Annotated in this window: 16 protein-coding genes; 7 read left to right on the top strand and 9 right to left on the bottom strand. The window is 43.8% G+C overall.

The window, feature by feature from the left end:
• Nucleotides 1-61: 61 nt before the first annotated feature.
• From rluB to rnm, 5 genes are all read right to left on the bottom strand, one after another.
• Complete coding sequence (gene rluB / locus ACVBIL_RS06815; RefSeq protein ID WP_447166225.1) at nucleotides 62-934, bottom strand: 23S rRNA pseudouridine(2605) synthase RluB; 873 nt, start codon at nucleotides 932-934, stop codon at nucleotides 62-64.
• Nucleotides 927-1,523 carry an SMC-Scp complex subunit ScpB gene (gene scpB, locus ACVBIL_RS06810; protein WP_447166224.1) on the bottom strand — a complete coding sequence of 199 codons (597 nt, stop codon included), beginning with the start codon at nucleotides 1,521-1,523 and terminating at the stop codon, nucleotides 927-929. The genes rluB and scpB overlap by 8 nt, the downstream gene beginning before the upstream one ends.
• Nucleotides 1,524-2,312: a segregation and condensation protein A gene (locus ACVBIL_RS06805; protein WP_447166223.1), complete on the bottom strand. Its 789-nt coding sequence runs from the start codon at nucleotides 2,310-2,312 to the stop codon at nucleotides 1,524-1,526.
• Nucleotides 2,313-2,413: 101 nt separating this feature from the next.
• On the bottom strand, nucleotides 2,414-3,034 hold the full coding sequence (locus ACVBIL_RS06800) for an L-threonylcarbamoyladenylate synthase (protein ID WP_447166222.1): 621 nt from the start codon (nucleotides 3,032-3,034) through the stop codon (nucleotides 2,414-2,416).
• On the bottom strand, nucleotides 3,031-3,909 hold the full coding sequence (rnm, locus tag ACVBIL_RS06795) for an RNase RNM (protein WP_447166288.1): 879 nt from the start codon (nucleotides 3,907-3,909) through the stop codon (nucleotides 3,031-3,033). Before rnm ends, ACVBIL_RS06800 begins: the two co-directional genes overlap by 4 nt.
• Before the next feature lie 805 nt (nucleotides 3,910-4,714).
• Here rnm and ACVBIL_RS06790 point away from each other — a divergent pair.
• Genes ACVBIL_RS06790 through xthA form a run of 3 tightly spaced genes read left to right on the top strand, consistent with a single transcriptional unit; the run spans nucleotide 4,715 to nucleotide 6,387 of the window.
• The gene (locus tag ACVBIL_RS06790) at nucleotides 4,715-5,260 is read left to right on the top strand and encodes a septation protein A (protein ID WP_447166221.1); all 546 of its coding nucleotides are present in this window, start codon (nucleotides 4,715-4,717) and stop codon (nucleotides 5,258-5,260) included.
• Nucleotides 5,260-5,559: a YciI family protein gene (locus ACVBIL_RS06785; protein WP_447166220.1), complete on the top strand. Its 300-nt coding sequence runs from the start codon at nucleotides 5,260-5,262 to the stop codon at nucleotides 5,557-5,559. Before ACVBIL_RS06790 ends, ACVBIL_RS06785 begins: the two co-directional genes overlap by 1 nt.
• A gap of 18 nt (nucleotides 5,560-5,577) precedes the next feature.
• The gene (xthA, locus tag ACVBIL_RS06780) at nucleotides 5,578-6,387 is read left to right on the top strand and encodes an exodeoxyribonuclease III (RefSeq protein ID WP_447166219.1); all 810 of its coding nucleotides are present in this window, start codon (nucleotides 5,578-5,580) and stop codon (nucleotides 6,385-6,387) included.
• Nucleotides 6,388-6,489: 102 nt separating this feature from the next.
• Here xthA and ACVBIL_RS06775 read toward each other — a convergent pair whose 3' ends face one another.
• From ACVBIL_RS06775 to ACVBIL_RS06765, 3 genes are all read right to left on the bottom strand, one after another.
• Nucleotides 6,490-7,944 carry a methyl-accepting chemotaxis protein gene (locus ACVBIL_RS06775; RefSeq protein ID WP_447166218.1) on the bottom strand — a complete coding sequence of 485 codons (1,455 nt, stop codon included), beginning with the start codon at nucleotides 7,942-7,944 and terminating at the stop codon, nucleotides 6,490-6,492.
• Nucleotides 7,945-8,048: 104 nt separating this feature from the next.
• Nucleotides 8,049-8,537 carry a DUF1097 domain-containing protein gene (locus tag ACVBIL_RS06770; RefSeq protein WP_447166217.1) on the bottom strand — a complete coding sequence of 163 codons (489 nt, stop codon included), beginning with the start codon at nucleotides 8,535-8,537 and terminating at the stop codon, nucleotides 8,049-8,051.
• A 342-nt stretch (nucleotides 8,538-8,879) separates the two neighbouring features.
• Nucleotides 8,880-9,524, bottom strand: a complete 645-nt coding sequence (locus ACVBIL_RS06765) for an MBL fold metallo-hydrolase (RefSeq protein ID WP_447166216.1) — start codon at nucleotides 9,522-9,524, stop codon at nucleotides 8,880-8,882.
• 562 nt (nucleotides 9,525-10,086) lie between these two features.
• Here ACVBIL_RS06765 and ACVBIL_RS06760 point away from each other — a divergent pair.
• Entirely contained in the window at nucleotides 10,087-11,388 is a 1,302-nt protein-coding gene (locus ACVBIL_RS06760) for an alpha/beta fold hydrolase (protein ID WP_447166215.1), read from the top strand.
• A 278-nt stretch (nucleotides 11,389-11,666) separates the two neighbouring features.
• Nucleotides 11,667-11,864 carry a DUF4250 domain-containing protein gene (locus ACVBIL_RS06755; RefSeq protein WP_447166214.1) on the top strand — a complete coding sequence of 66 codons (198 nt, stop codon included), beginning with the start codon at nucleotides 11,667-11,669 and terminating at the stop codon, nucleotides 11,862-11,864.
• A gap of 98 nt (nucleotides 11,865-11,962) precedes the next feature.
• Here the strand turns inward: ACVBIL_RS06755 and ACVBIL_RS06750 are convergent, their stop codons facing one another.
• The gene (locus ACVBIL_RS06750) at nucleotides 11,963-13,021 is read right to left on the bottom strand and encodes a UDP-glucose--hexose-1-phosphate uridylyltransferase (protein ID WP_447166213.1); all 1,059 of its coding nucleotides are present in this window, start codon (nucleotides 13,019-13,021) and stop codon (nucleotides 11,963-11,965) included.
• Nucleotides 13,022-13,369: 348 nt separating this feature from the next.
• Here ACVBIL_RS06750 and ACVBIL_RS06745 point away from each other — a divergent pair, with 348 nt between their 5' ends.
• The gene (locus tag ACVBIL_RS06745) at nucleotides 13,370-14,260 is read left to right on the top strand and encodes a LysR family transcriptional regulator (protein ID WP_447166212.1); all 891 of its coding nucleotides are present in this window, start codon (nucleotides 13,370-13,372) and stop codon (nucleotides 14,258-14,260) included.
• A 272-nt stretch (nucleotides 14,261-14,532) separates the two neighbouring features.
• Entirely contained in the window at nucleotides 14,533-16,404 is a 1,872-nt protein-coding gene (locus ACVBIL_RS06740) for a methyl-accepting chemotaxis protein (RefSeq protein WP_447166211.1), read from the top strand.
• Nucleotides 16,405-16,426 lie beyond the last annotated feature (22 nt).

Below are 16,426 nucleotides of genomic sequence, written 5' to 3'. Positions count from 1 at the left end.
AGTAGGAAACAAAAAGGCCGCTATTTAGCGGCCTTTTTATCGATATAGAACAAGCGCTTAATTAGCTACGCTGACGCGTAGGCTTTGGCTTACCTGTAGCAACTTTATGCTTATGTACAGCACGCTTAATCTTCGAGCTGCGAACTTTAGCACGTGCAACACTGTGCTTATCAGTGCCAAGTAATGTACGCGTTTCTTCATCCATACCCGCGGTTTTACGCAAGTAGTTCACATCTTCAATTGGTAACTCAATCCAACCACCACGTGGTAGAGATTTCGGTAGCTCAATCATACCGTAGCGAATACGGATAAGACGGCTAACTTGGACTTCTTGAGATTCCCACAGACGACGAACTTCACGGTTACGGCCTTCAGCTAAGCTGACGTGCCACCACTTGTTCATGCCTTCGCCACCAGCCGCTTTAACTTTATCAAAGTTAGCTGGACCATCTTCTAACGTTACACCCATACGTAAACGTTGGATACAACCGTCAGTCACTTCACCAAATGTACGTACAGCGTATTCACGCTCAACTTCATTTGATGGGTGCATTAAGCGGTTTGCCAATTCACCGTCAGAGGTGAACAACAATAGACCAGAGGTGTTAATATCTAATCGGCCAACAGCAACCCAGCGTGAATCGCGAGTTTTTGGTAGACGATCAAATACCGTCGGGCGACCTTCTGGGTCTTTACGACTACAGATCTCACCTTCAGGCTTGTGGTAAGCAATAACACGACAAACCACATCTTCTTCAGAACGAATTGAAACTGTACGGCCATCGATACGAATTTTAGCGTCAGTTTCAACGCGATCGCCTAGGCTTGCAATTTCACCGTCAACACTAACTCGACCTGCAGCAATCCATGCCTCCATCTCACGACGGGAGCCATGGCCTGCACGGGCCAAGACTTTCTGCAATTTTTCACTCATTAGTAGACTCTTCTGTATTTTCGGCCACCATTTTTTCTGTCGAAAAAAGTGTGCCCAATGATTCGGGATCAGACAATAGCGGAAGATCCGCAATACTGTCTAAGCCGAAATAAGCTAAAAAATCGGTCGTTGTAGCATAAAGCGCTGGTCTTCCCGGCACCTCTTTATGACCAACAACTTTAATCCAATTTCTATCGTTTAAACTTTTTATAATGTGGCTGCTAATAGCAACCCCACGTACAAACTCAATGTCACCTCGAGTGACAGGTTGGCGGTAAGCAATCACCGCCAAGGTTTCTAAGGTCGCACGCGAATATTTCGGCGCTTTTTCTTGCCATAGCGGTTGTAAAAATGGACTCAGTTCAGCCAAGGTCTGAAAACGATATCCACCCGCTACTTTGACTAATTGTACACCTCGGTTTTCATAATCGAGCTGTAACTCATCAATGCAGGCCTTAATTTTTGCCCGCGACACATTAAAGTTAGACAATACAGTCTCTTTCAATGCTTTTATTGTCATCGGCTTAGCCAACACAAAAAGACTAGCTTCAATTAACTGTTTAAGCTGATCTGGATTTATCTGCGACAATCAGTAGGCCCTAACATGTATCGTTGAAAACGGCTCAGCTTGTACTAGCTCAACCAATGACTCTTTAACCAATTCCATTAAGGCCAAAAAGCTCACCACCACCCCACTACGGCCCTCTTCAAAATCAAACAAGGCTTCAAATGGCAAGTAAGTCTCAGCATTGAGTTTAGCTAAGATCTGTGTCATACGTTCACGCGTCGATAATACTTCGCGGACAACATGATGGTTCTCAGTCGCTTCAATACGTTTCAATACCGATGAAAAAGCCCTAGCAATCTCAGTCAAAGACACCTCAGGAGGCAATAACTCAGGCTTGATATTGGCAGCGGGTATCGCCTTTGCTTGAAACACATCGCGTTCCATTCTTGGCAATTCATCCAGCTTTTCTTGTGCATCCTTGATCACTTCATAAGCTTTAAGCTGACGGATCAATTGTGCTCGAGGATCTTCTTCCTCTTCATGCTCAACTTCTGGCCTTGGTAGCAATAACCGAGACTTAATCTCAGCTAAGGTTGCCGCCATTACCAAATAATCTGCCGCGAGTTCGACTTTCGCTCCCTGCAACAAATTAACATACTCTAAGTACTGTTGAGTAATTGAAAAAATAGGTAAATCAACAACATCAAGCTTCTGTTTGCGGATTAAATAAAGCAGAAGATCTAATGGCCCCTCAAAAGACTCAAGAAAAACTTCTAACGCCTCAGGAGGAATAAAAAGGTCTTTTGGCATCACCTTAAACGGCTCACCTCGAACAACGGCTAAAGGCAATTTTTGTTGAACGCCCTCCATCCGTAACACCCTCTATTTTCGCAAACGCGCGATTATACCTGTAAAACCTATTTGATTAAAGCTGTTGCCGCTGTCATTTGATATTAACAGCGGTAGTCACGCTACAAGAACGGGGTAATATCGCCAGCGCCTTCTCGGACAATGTCGACACTATCTTCAGACAAGTCGATTACGGTTGTCGGCTTCTCACCTAAATATCCGCCATGAATAATCAAGTCAACTTGATGCTCCAAAATATCACGAATATGCTCTGGATCTGACTCGGTAAACTCTTGCCCCGGCAAAATCAAACTCGTTGACATCAGTGGCTCACCTAACGCTTCAAGCAGCGCCAGCGCAATCACATTATCAGGCACACGAATACCAATCGTTTTCTTCTTTGGATTCTGTAATCTTTTCGGCACCTCTTTTGAAGCCTTAAAGATAAATGTGTAGGCCCCAGGCGTATTTTGCTTAAGCAATCGGTACGCTTGGTTATCAACACGAGCATAAGTAGCTAACTCAGATTGATCGCGGCACATGAGTGAAAAGTTATGATCATTTTCAATCTGTCTAATGCGCGCAATCTTAGTCATGGCATCTTTATCACCAATTAGGCAGCCTAGCGCGTAACCTGAATCGGTTGGATACACAATCACACCGCCGCTTTTTATCACATTTACAGCTTGGCTAATTAAGCGCGTTTGAGGATTTTCCTCATGCATATAAAAGAACTGACTCATTGTACTACCTTCCATTTGTCTGACAGCCAAACCCACTCAACTCCCTGGGGTTGGAACATATTTTTGCCAATCTCAATCCAGCTCCCTGCAAAATGAAAATCGCTACCTAATGAGCATTTTAGTCCATTTAAGATACTGAGTGAAATGAGATTATTACGATCATCTATCGTCTGCTGACCTAGCACCACTTCCATTGCATCGCCACCAGCAACTTTAAATTCGCGCACCAAACGCTTAAGCCATTTGGCTGATAATTTATAACCACTCGGGTGAGCTAATACCGCAACGCCACCAGCTCGATGCACAATATCTATTGCGCTTGCCATATCGCCCCAATTATTGGGAACGTAACCCGTTTTTCCGCGAGCTAAATACTTTTTAAATACATTAGCTGTTGTCGTCGCGTAACCTTTTTCAGCCAACCAACGGGCGTAATGGCCACGACTAATGGCAGCGTTGCCTGCATAGGCTTTAGCCCCATCATAAGCGCCTTCTATCCCCGCTTTGACTAGACGCTCACCAATTTCTTGCGCACGCGTTGATCGTAACTCACGTTGCGTCTCTAAAAATGTGGCCAACTCAACATTATCGATATCGACATTGAGTGCCACGATATGAATATCAAAATTATTCCAATGTGTTGATATTTCAACACCATTAATTAACTCTAATGGCGTTTCATGAGCCTGATTAAAAGCGTGGGCTTCTTTTAAACCATCCGTCGTGTCGTGATCGGTGATCGCGAACATCTGCACACCTTTACTTATGGCGCGCTCAATTAATTCTGATGGAGTTAACTGACCGTCGGAAGCGGTCGTGTGGCTGTGTAAATCAACCAATTTTATATCTGTGGTATTTTCATCTTTCATCGGCATATGATACTTGAGTTTACTTACTAAAGGTGATTTTAATCTGGTTTTGAGCAATTTACTCCAACGACAACACCTGATGAAGCGATGAAGATAACACCTCATGCCGCATAGAAATCCATTACACCGCCAGCGTAAAAACCTGACTAGAGCGAGGAGCAATTAATGATGTTGCATCAAAAGTACTAAACTCTCACTGAGTGCTCACGCCTTTAAACCCATGGTATTCGCTGTAAACATGTCTTTCAAATAGCCTTTTATCAGAGCTAAGTACGCCATCAAGCGGCTTAACTCATTAAGCAATGACGTTTATTCAATTTCTTGAACAGACGCAACAAATTCTAAATAATTCAATACCTTTATCTGTCTATACCGGCAGGTTGCCCACAATAAATTCATTAATATTGCAACGCCCTATATCGGCGCATATCAAGCTCAACTGACAGCAAGTAGTTAACGTCACTAAATTGAGCTATCCCATGATTATCTTAGTTACCGAATTAATCTAAAAAAGAAGAAACGTAAGCGAATTAATGATTGGTTAGCGGAGTCATTGTAACTGTAATTCACAGCTACGCTATGACAAGTGAATTCCTCGTGTCTTCAGCACTAGTCTGTCATCTTATCGCTATTAAGATGTAAACACCTTGTTCAAATTGAAGTGCATCCACTGCCGTTTTATTAACGCAATTTACCGCGCTAATAACGCTAGATTAAAACCAAGCGGCTGCTATCGGCTTTCACTTTTTCCCCGCAAGCTTGCATGCTACACTCGGCCTCACTTTTATTGATTTGAAACTGACGCTCCCCTATGAAACAGTTGCTCGATTTTTTGCCTCTTGTTATCTTTTTTGCCGTTTATAAGTTTTTCGATATCTATGTTGCCAGTGGCGCGTTGATCGCTGCTACCGCTTTACAGCTTATCATTAGCTACATGCTGTACAAGAAGTTAGAAAAGATGCACCTGATCACTTTTGTGATGGTGACAGTGTTTGGCTCGCTAACGCTTATTTTACACGATGACTCATTTATCAAATGGAAAGTCACTATTGTTTATGCGCTTTTTGCCATCGCACTTGGTGTTAGCCAATTGATGAATAAACCTATTTTAAAAAGCATGTTAGGTAAAGACTTGGTTGTTGCTGATAAAATATGGGCGCACGTTACTTGGTACTGGGTTAGCTTTTTTGTTGTTTGTGGTGTGGTCAACATTTACGTTGCTTTTAGCCTTTCTCAAGAAACCTGGGTTAACTTTAAAGTTTTTGGTTTGACCGCGCTGACGCTTGCCAATACAGTGTTAACGGTTCTCTATCTGTTTAAAAACATGTCTGAAGAAGATCGTAAGGAATTCAAATAATGTGGTACATGATTTCATCGCAAGATATTGAAAATAGTCTAGAAAAACGTTTATCGGTTCGAGCTGACCATTTAGCTCGTCTTCAACAACTCGCTGATGAAGGCCGTTTATTAATCGCAGGTCCACACCCAGCCATTGATAGCGAAAATCCAGGTGAAGCAGGCTTTACCGGATCGCTGGTTGTCGCAGATTTCAGCTCATTTGAAGATGCACAAAAATGGGCTGACGCCGATCCATATATCGCAGCAGGCGTATATGAAAGCGTTATCGTTAAGCCGTATAAACTCGTATTACCGTAGACCTAAAGGACCCAACAAGTGAAAATTGTTTCATTTAATATCAATGGATTGAGAGCTAGGCTGCACCAGCTTCAAGCACTCATCGACACTCATCAGCCGGACATTATCGGCCTGCAAGAGACCAAAGTTCACGATGAAGCATTTCCTTTAGCCGACGTAGAGGCTATGGGTTATCACGTGCATTTCCATGGTGGCAAAGCTCACTATGGTGTGGCAATGCTGTCTAAAGCGGAGCCTATTAACATACAGAAAGGTTTCCCGACCGATGAAGACGATGCTCAGCGCCGTATGATCATGGGGACCTTTACTCAAGAGAACGGTCGCCCACTGACCGTACTTAATGGTTACTTTCCTCAAGGCGAAAACATCAGCCATGAAACAAAGTATCCCGCTAAGCGTAAGTTCTACAAAGACTTAATGATGTATCTAAATGAGCATCACAATGCCGAAGAAGACATCGCCATTATTGGGGATATCAACATTTCTCCTGTCGATCTCGATATTGGTATTGGTGAGCCCAATGCTAAGCGCTGGTTAAAGACAGGTAAGTGTAGCTTCCAAGCAGAAGAGCGTGAGTGGTTAAAAACATTAATGGATTGGGGTTTAGTCGACACCTTCCGTGAACTTCATCCTGCTCGCACTGAACGTTACTCCTGGTTTGATTACCGCAGTAAAGGATTTGTCGATAACCGCGGACTGCGCATCGACGTGGTGCTAGCAACCCAATCCTTGGCGGCACGCCTAACTGAATCTGATGTGGATTATGATTTACGCGGCATTGAAAAACCGTCAGATCATGCACCAATTTGGAGCACGTTTAGCGAATAAAAGGTGACGTTTCACACCGTTAAACACTCGCTAATCAAAAAAATGCCAGCAATTAATTGCTGGCATTTTTTATACTTTCGCATTTAAACTTGATAATACTGACTATGCCTTATCGACGTGGTACTGAGATAAGATTTGCTCTAATCCTTTAGAGGACTGAGTCAGATTCATCGCGAGCCCAACTGACGTTTGTGCCGTTTCTTTAATGGTTTCGGCTTGGGTGCGAATATCATTAAGCTGGGTGGTTATTTCACGTGATGCCGCGCTTTGCTCCTCTGATGAAGCCGCAATTTGCGAACTCATATCAAACACAATGCTGATTGAACTTGCCATGCTATCAACGTCATGACCAACTGACTCAATGGCGACTCTCCCTTTATCTGCTTGAGAGACGATCTCATTGGTAATATTAGAAAGCTGGCCAGTTCCAGTTTGCAGCCCCTCAATCATTGCTTGGATCTCAACGGTTGCCTGCTGCGTGCGGCTCGCTAGCGTGCGCACTTCATCAGCAACAACAGCAAAACCTCGCCCTTGCTCACCGGCACGAGCCGCCTCAATGGCTGCATTTAACGCCAGTAAATTGGTTTGTTCCGAAATACCATTAATTGTCGTCACCATGGCGCCAATACCTGTGGCTGCGTGACTTAAATCCGCTACAGAAGCTGATGCTTCTGAAATTTTGCTCGTCAATAGTGCAATATGTGTAACAGCCTCTGCGATCTGAGTCTGGCTGTTGGCCGCTTGCGTGGCATTTTGCTGCGTTTGATCTGACGTATTCGATGCGCTATGAGACACTTCTTCCACAGCCGCGGTCATCTGCGACATTGCAACAGCGACAGTATCTAGGAATTGATGCTGGAAATGGGTTAGCTCTTCGCTACGACTAGCTTGCTGAGAAAACTCATCGGCCGCATCATTCAAAGTATGTACATTAGTTGAAATCGCCTGCACCATCTCGCTCATGTTATCGGCGCTGCGATCAATCTCACGAGCAATTAGGCTGAAATCATCTTTCCCAAAAAAGTTAAGTCTATGAGTCAAGTCGCCATCAGCAAGTTGCTTAATCGCTATATACATATCCCATAGGCCGCCACCTAAGGATGTAGAGACCCAATAACTTAAAAGGTAGAGCGGTAATAAACTAGCAAAGGCCCAAAGTAACATCATAGTCGCTTGAGAAAGCGCCGGCTGCTCCCAGCTCATGACATTCACTTGCTTACTCAACGAATTGGCACCCACTTTTGCACTAACAGAAATCATGTCACCACGGCGTGAATTTGACAGTCCGCTCGTGACTTCAACGCCCGCTTGTTGAGCAAACTCTCTCAGTTCAGTGTCTTTGAGCTTTTTAGAATTAGCGATAGCGGCATAAGCATCGATACTTGATTGGGCACGCTGCAATGAACTGGACTCAATAAACTGCTTGCTGTGGTGATAGTTTGTCAGTGCAACGGCTGCTGTGAGCAGTGTCACCAAAGTACATAGCACCCAGAACTTGCCATTTAAACTTAACTTGATCAACAGCGCGTCAATCTTACGGAAATTAATCTGTTTCATTTTACATTCCCTTAGCCAATGCCCTCTAGTTCAGTCCGGCTCTCAGCCGAACCTTTGAGGGCACTATTATTATAATTATTGATGTATCCAAAGCGGCGTATTTGTTAAGACTCTTTGACCTCAGCGGTGACAGTACCCTGCATTTTCTTGGTTAAATAGATTAATTGGCCAGTAAGTAGACTCATACTGTAACCGAGCACAGCCCCCAATAATAATGGCGGAATGATGGCGGCAATATCAGCGCCCATGGCAAATGTGATACAACAACCAATAAATGCACCAGGGATAAAGGCCAGCTTTTGATGGCTAGCCTGTAAGCACATTGCTGCCGTTGCAATCCCGGTGAAGGTATAACCCATTAATGGCGAGACAAAGAAGCTGCTTCCAGAAATAATTAACCAGCCCCAGAAAACCCCTGAAAGGTTAGTCGTCATCGCCATCAACATGCCTTTTATGCCCGAATGGGTTTGAGCAAAGAAGGTGCTACAGCTTAAAAAACCGATCCAAGTAACCAGATGCAGTGCATCTGCCACACCAGCCCAAACAGCCGCGAGTAGTCCTGCTGAAATAGCAATCTGCCAACGATTTTCCATAGCTTACCTCTTTACCATTAACTCACTTACAGCAAGTGAGTTAGTATCAGGTGAGCTAAATTACCTTTTTTATATGTAAAAAAACACGATCTATGGCTAATTATCTGGCTTAAATGCCGGCAAAGTGCACAAAAAGACCCATTTTGTAGTAAAAAAACTAATTTATCGCTAATGACAAGTAAACAAACAGACTAATATAAAATATTCCAAGTTGAATATCATGTCGCTAGAAACATCCAATAAGTTTACTTGCGCACAAAAAAAGCGCCTAAAGGCGCTTTCTAATTTGCACTTAATCATCCCCGTCTGTACAACAAAGCCTGCAGAGAAGATAAGGCTGAATTAGCCAAACAATTGGTCGGCGACAAATGGATTTTGTACTCGCTCATCGCCGAAGGTCGACAGGGGGCCATGACCCGGAATAAATTGTACATCTTTACCCAAAGGCCACAGCTTTTGGGTAATTGATTCAATTAAATCTTGATGATTTGACAATGGGAAGTCAGTTCTGCCAATGGAGCCTCTAAATAGAACATCCCCCACCCAAGCTATTTTACTGTCTGCAGCAAAAAAAACCACGTGTCCTGGCGTATGTCCTGGGCAATGTATCACCTTTAGCACTTGTTCACCGACGGTGACTTCATCACCCTCTTCCAGATATTGGCTCGACGCAAAAGCATCGCAATGCACAAATCCAAAGTGCTGGCTTTGCTTAGGCAGACTCTCTAGCCAGTATTCATCAGCTTTATGTGGACCAATAATTGGCACATTAAGTTGCTCAGCTAGCGCTTTTGCAGCGCCAACGTGATCGATATGACCATGAGTCAGCAATACTTTTTCAACCACTACGCCATTTTTGGCAGCTTCTTCAAGAATACGTTCAATATTTCCACCCGGATCGACAACCGCGGCTTTCATGGTTTTATCGCACCAAATTAAACTACAATTTTGCTGGAATGGGGTGACGGGTATTAACTGATACTTCATCGATAATCACCTAATGCTCTATGTTACGCTGTGAATAGATAAAGGTTACGCCATGTTGGGCGATTCGACTATCTATTATTAGGAGAATTTGATCTAGCACGCACAAAATTTGCATTCATTTTTAGCCTTAATCTAAGCAGGCGTAATGGGATTTAGTTTCCTCAACATAAACCCTGCATGAGAGCGAGACTTTGGTATATACCCAAGCCACCTGAAGATGCAGGGTTCAGTGGGAATTTAATGCGCTTTAAGCAAGGCGTTGATTGCAGTTAATGGTTGTTCCCTTAGCAAGATCAATAACGCAGCAGAAAGTGCATTAAAACCCATCGAAGAAGGCTTTGCGCAAGCCCACTTCGTTGTTGCACTAGCTTAAAAGGGAGTTACCATTCCTACGCTAATACGCCTAGAATTGAACTCGCGCAAGGCCTCTGAAATTAGCATGTTCAAGTCGTTTGGGTATACAATCGTTTTATAAATTATCAGTCAGCTTGTTCTATTCCTATATAGCGTTAACGATATAAATTCACTGCCGTATAAAACTACTTATAAAAAGGCCAACTCAATGACATCTGAATCTACTGCCCAGCTTTCTTTTTCTGGCATGCTTGCCCGTAAACATCACTTTAGTTTACCACTTGATTATACAAAGCCTGACGGCGAACAAATCTCTGTTTTTGCTCGCGAGATCTCAAGTCCTGAGAATCAACATAACGACTTACCTTTTATTGTATTCTTTCAAGGTGGCCCAGGGTTTGGAGCTGTCCGTCCTGCGGCAAATGGTGGCTGGATAAAACGCGCACTCAAAGAGTATCGGGTGCTATTACTCGACCAACGTGGAACAGGCCTTTCAACCCCAGTTAACTTTATCAGTTTGGCGCACCTTACGGCCCATGAACAAGTCGAGTACCTAAGTCACTTTAGAGCCGACAATATCATTCGTGATGCTGAGTCTATCCGTAAACAGCTCACAAATAATGAAAAGTGGACTATTCTGGGACAAAGCTTTGGTGGTTTTTGTGTACTTAAGTACTTAAATGATGCGCCTGAGGGATTAACTGAGGCCTATATTACCGGCGGCATTCCCTCACTCACTCGTAGTGTTGATGACGTTTATCAGGCGACTTACAAACGCGTACTCGCAAAAAACCACGATTTTTTTAACCGTTTTAGCGACGCTCAAGACTTGATTAAAGCCCTCGTGAGCCATATCCAAGAGCATGAGGTTACTCTTGCTACTGGCGAGCGATTAACTGTCGAGATGTTACAGTTACTTGGGATCAATATCGGCATGGAGCAAGGCCCAGAAAGCGTTTATTACCTGCTAGAGCAGGCATTAATCGAAACAGCATCTGGCACACAGGTTAACCCACTGTTCTTGGCTCACTTTTGCCAGCTTCTTGATTTCAATACCAACCCCATATTTGCCTTGTTACATGAGTCTATTTATTGCCAGCAATCAGCTTCCAATTGGGCGGCGCATCGAGTGAGAGAGCAATATCCAGAGTTTAATTACACTGACAATAAGCCTTTCTTGTTTACCGGCGAGATGATCTATCCATGGATGTTCAAACAGTTCAATAACCTTAAACCGCTAGCACATGCCGCAGAGTCCCTAGCACAAAAGCAAGACTGGCCAGTGCTATATAACCTTGAAAGCTTAGCAAATAACCAAGTACCCGTTACCGCCGCAATTTATAGCGAAGACATGTTTGTTGAGATGCAATATAGCCTAGAAACAACCGCCAAAGTCGGTAACCTTAAGTATTGGTTAACTTCGGAATATGAACACAATGGTATTCGTATGGATGGCGAGCATATCCTCGATAGATTAATAACAATTAATCGTGGGGAAAAGCTGCGTTAATTAATAAACACTTAAGCTTAATAGGACATTATGTAATCTGTTCCTCACCTGTATCACTTTCGCAAGCCTTATCAAGGCTTGCTTTTTTTTGTCTTAAAAACGCCCTTCAAATGCCGATAGCCAACAACCTTTGCTGTACGACTGGAAAACATCCAATTACCAGCGCATACTTTTCCAAGAGACGTGTGCTAACACCCGCTCAATCACCAAGCCGCGATAAGTATTGATATGCAAACGAGTAGGTATTGATATGCAAGCGAGTATATAAGAGGCATTTTATGATTAATGAAAAGCTAGATACGTTATCAGCCGAGATATTGGTCGGCATAGCAAACGAACATTTACGCTTGTACTGTAAAGATCAACAAGCGCTATTTTATGATCTGGATATCGAAAGTGAACGACTAGAACAAAAATTGGCAGCGAGCGGCTTCGCATATGACGCTCGCTGCAACCAATATAAACCGCGCTCGTGAACAGCCGTAATCAGTAGACAGATATCATCTATCGACCTTTCGTTCGACCCCATTTTGATAGTGCTGTTGAAACCTCTGCCGCATAATGAGCTCATCCATTAGTTTTGCTTCATTGTATAATGGCTGCCTCTCGCATCTCGCAGCCTCTTAGCCGCTTGCTCAGGTGTAATATCACGCTGAGTCTCCGCTAATAACTCATAACCAACCATAAACTTTTTAACACTGGCACTTCGTAGCAATGGCGGATAGAAGTGAGCATGTAAGCGCCATTCAGTATGAAGCGATGAATCAAACGGCGCGCCTTGCCAGCCCATAGAATAAGGGAATGAGCACTGAAATAAATTGTCATAACAGGTCGTTAGCTGCTTTAAAATGTCTGCTAACGACGCTTGAGTCACTTGAGTTAACTCCGTCATTCTCTGGATATCAAAACGCGGTAATAGCAAGGTCTCAAACGGCCAAGCAGCCCAATAAGGCACCACCACCAACCAGTCGTCATTACACACAACGACTCGCTCCTGGCGTTCAAACTCTTTCACTGCGTAATCTGCTAATAAGCTACTGCCGTGTTGTTGGGAATATGCCAATAAATTATCTTGTTTACGTGCCACCAGACTCGGCAGCTGTTGCTGCGCCCATACCTGCCCATGAGGGTGAGGGTTAGAGCACCCCATCGCCGCGCCTTTATTTTCAAAAATCTGTACCCAAGAATACCGCAGTCCAAGCTCGGCACTTTGCGCGCGCCATGTTTCAATGACTTGCTCTATTTCAGCCGTTGATAGTAACGGTAAGGTTTTAGAGTGATCGGGTGAAAAACAGATCACTCGGCTTTCACCTTGCTCGGTGCTAAATCGAAATAGTGGATCATCATCACTGGCTTCGGGGGTATCAGGGACTAAAGCTGAGAAATCATTTTTAAACACGAAAGTAGCGTGGTAGTCAGGGTTAGTTTCGCCATTCACCCTAGTGTTACCCGCACATAGAAAGCAGCGACTGTCATAGACTGGTGACTCAGACGACTCGGGCGCTTCTACCTGCCCCTGCCAGGGCCGCTTTGCCCGATGAGGAGCCAGTAATACCCACTCTGACGTGAGTGGATTATATCGGCGATGAGAGTGTTCAGCGGGCTCAAAATGTACATCAGTTATTGGTGTCATGACCGGATTAATTCGTTGAGTTTTAATATGTGTATGCTCAGCTAGTTGGGCTTGGCAGTCATTCCTAAAAAGGCGCTTTCAGCTCCCGTAAAACAACTTTGGTAACGACTTTGATTATTATCGTCATAATGGTATTACCGTAAAAGAAGGCGGCAATAACCCCTTCTATTTATCGCCGCCAGCTTGCAAGCTGCATCGATATCCTTCGTATGCTCCACTCACGTTCATAAAATGTTAAAATTATCATCTTCCATTACCTTAATAACATTAAGTTATCATTATAGTTGTCAGAGTAAGATATTCACTGATACCGTTAAAAATCCTAGGTCGTTAATTAAGGGATAAGCAATGCTCAATCCAATATGGTTACATACTTACAAAACCCTCATTGATGTCGGTCATTTCACCCAAACAGCCGAAAAGCTTTATATGACGCAACCGGGGGTAAGTCAGCAGATTAAAAAGCTTGAACAAGCCTGCGGTCACCCACTTATCAAACGCTTTAATAAACAGTTTGAAATAACCGAACAAGGCAGACTGGTGTACCAATATGCGGTAGACGCCGCGCAGCATGAAACCAAATTAATTGAGAGTTTAAGTTTTGATGATCCCTATTGTGGTCAGTGCAGCCTGTCTTGCTCAGGCTCTTTAGCACTTTTGTATTATCCTGCGCTACTACAACTGCAGCAGCAATATCCAGATCTGTCGTTCCATTTAGAAGCTGCGCCAAACTATAAGATCCTCAAAGATATTGTCGAGTCTACTATTGATATAGGTGTCGTGACCCATAAGCCAAGTGCCAGTGAGTTTTATATTGAGCCATTAGGGGGCGAGCCACTTTGCCTTATCATGCCTAAACGCTATCAAGGGCAAAAAATCAACGCACAAACACTCATCGAATGCGGTGTTGTTAACCATCCAGACTCTGGCCACTACTTAGCACTTTATTTTGATCAATGCGCAGAACCTGAATTTGCAGAACTCATTATCGATAAACTTCCTTGCGTTAGTTACGTCAACCAACTCAGTCAAATCTTACTTCCTGTTTCTCAAGGGATTGGCTTTACCGTACTACCAAAAAGCGCCCTTGAAAGCTTTGCACATAAACAGCAACTTTCTATCCATAATCCGATAAATGAAGTGACCGAACAGATGTACCTTATCTATAAACGCAATCGTCAATTACCAGCAAGATACCAAGTGTTGCAACAAATTCTAAAACAATGTCTTTCAAGCTGATGCAAACCAAAACGGTGTAAAAAACCGAACATAATTTGCACTCAACTCTTTATCAGTGATTGCAACTCGCTATAAAATGATTAAAAAATGCCAACTCGCGCTCAAATAATGTAATTAAATTACGTTCCACTCTGGGAACACTTTGTTAAACCTAGAGCTTATGTAAAAATGTCGACCAAATATTTGGCTAAGTTTCAATTAGCCCTTTATCAAGCTAGCTCTTAAACGCCTACAAGCCTGAAATTCACTTAACTTGTTAAAATAGACTCTACATGAACTCATATTCGCTCAAGAAAAAGATCCTTATATCTGTTGTGCTAGCCTTTTCCATCGTGATTGGATTGCTATCATGGCAAAGTTATTCCAGCCAAAAACAATTACTACTACAAAGCAGCGCCGATCAAGTTCGTCAACTCGGTGAGCAGCAAGCCGGCCGAATTGAAGAGTGGATAGCCGATCGCCAGAGAATGATTGCCGCGATGGCAACAAAAATTGACGGTGATAGCGTAAACGTGCTGCAACAAACCAAGCTTTCGGGCCCGTTTGAGCTGGCCTATTTCGGCTCTCACTCAGGTCAAATGCTAGATTCTGATCCGAGTATCGACCGCACAGGATACGACCCTCGTAGCCGCAGCTGGTATCAACAAGCAACAAGCAAACAAGGTCCCATTTTAACTAAGCCTTATATTGATGTAGCCTACAATATTCTTGTCGTTACCATGGCGCAGCCTGCTAAAGGTGGAGTTGTCGGCGGCGACTTATCGATTGCCAGCCTAGTTGATAGCGTTAACAACATGGCGTTGCCTGCGAAAGGCTACGCTATCATGATGCATAAAGATGGCACCGTTATCGCCTATAAAGATCATTCAAAATCGATGCAGCCGATACAAAACATCGATCGTCAGCTTAACGCTCAAATTGCGTCTAAAAGCCGTCAAGCGGGTAACTTATTACCGCTTTATTTTGAAAGTGAAGGCCTTGACAAGTTAGTTTGGGGCTCTGAAGTCCCTAATACCGACTGGGAACTTATTTTTGTTCTCGATAAAGAAACCTTGGAAGCACCGTTAAGTAAATTACTAATGACCCAACTTGGCTTATCAGCACTCGCTTTGTTATTTAGTGTACTGGCTATCTCTTGGTTCTTAAGCTTATTACTGGCGCCGTTAAGCCGCGTGTCCCAAGCCTTAGCCCACATTGCTGACGGTAATGGCGACTTAACTCAACGTATTGAAATAGATACCCAAGATGAAGTCGGTGTATTGGCGACAAGCTTCAACCGTTTTGTTGGTAGCCAACATCAACTCATCAGCCATATTCGTCAACTCGCCAATGAGCTAGATAGTGATGCTCAGCATAGCTTAGTGACCAATCAAACCACGGTAGATGAGTTACAACGCCAGCAACAAGAAGTTGCCATGGTTGCAACGGCTGTGACAGAAATGGCCAGTGCCACTCACGAGATCGCAGCCAACGCCGAAAACACAGCGACTGCGGCGCAGCAATCTGCCACCAGCAGTGAAGAAGGCAAAGACTTAGTCGACAAAACTCGCGGCACGATTAATTCGTTAGCAAACGAAGTCGGTGAAGCGACCAATGTGATTGGCGAATTAAATCTTCATGCACAAGCTATCTCAGGCATCTTAACAACCATTCAAGGCATTGCTGAGCAAACTAACTTACTGGCCTTAAACGCAGCTATCGAAGCGGCTCGCGCGGGTGAGCAAGGCCGAGGCTTTGCCGTGGTTGCTGATGAAGTGAGAGTCTTGTCACGTCGAACTCAAGACTCGACACAAGAGATCTACACCACTATCGAAACCTTGCAAAACACCACCAAAAAAGCGGTGTTATTAATGGAAAGTAGCCAAGGGCTTGCCAGTGACAGTGTTACTGATGTTAATGCCGCGGCCCATGCACTAGAGGAGATCACTCAAGCGGTTAATGTGATTTCAGATATGGCAGGCCAAATCGCAACTGCGGCCGAGGAGCAAACTCAGGTGACTAATGAAATCACCCAAAACACGGTAGCGATTAAAGATGTGACAGATGACATTACTGAGTCAGCATTAGCACATCTGGATCAAGCGCAAGCACTAAAAGATAGAGCAGACAACCTCAACTCAAAGGTCGCAACCTTTATCTTGTAAACGCTCAACTGCAATAAATAGA

The sequence above is a fragment of the Shewanella sp. 125m-7 genome, assembly GCF_052977045.1.
Note: the sequence above shows the minus strand (reverse complement) of the source record. Positions and strands in the feature narration are given on the sequence as shown.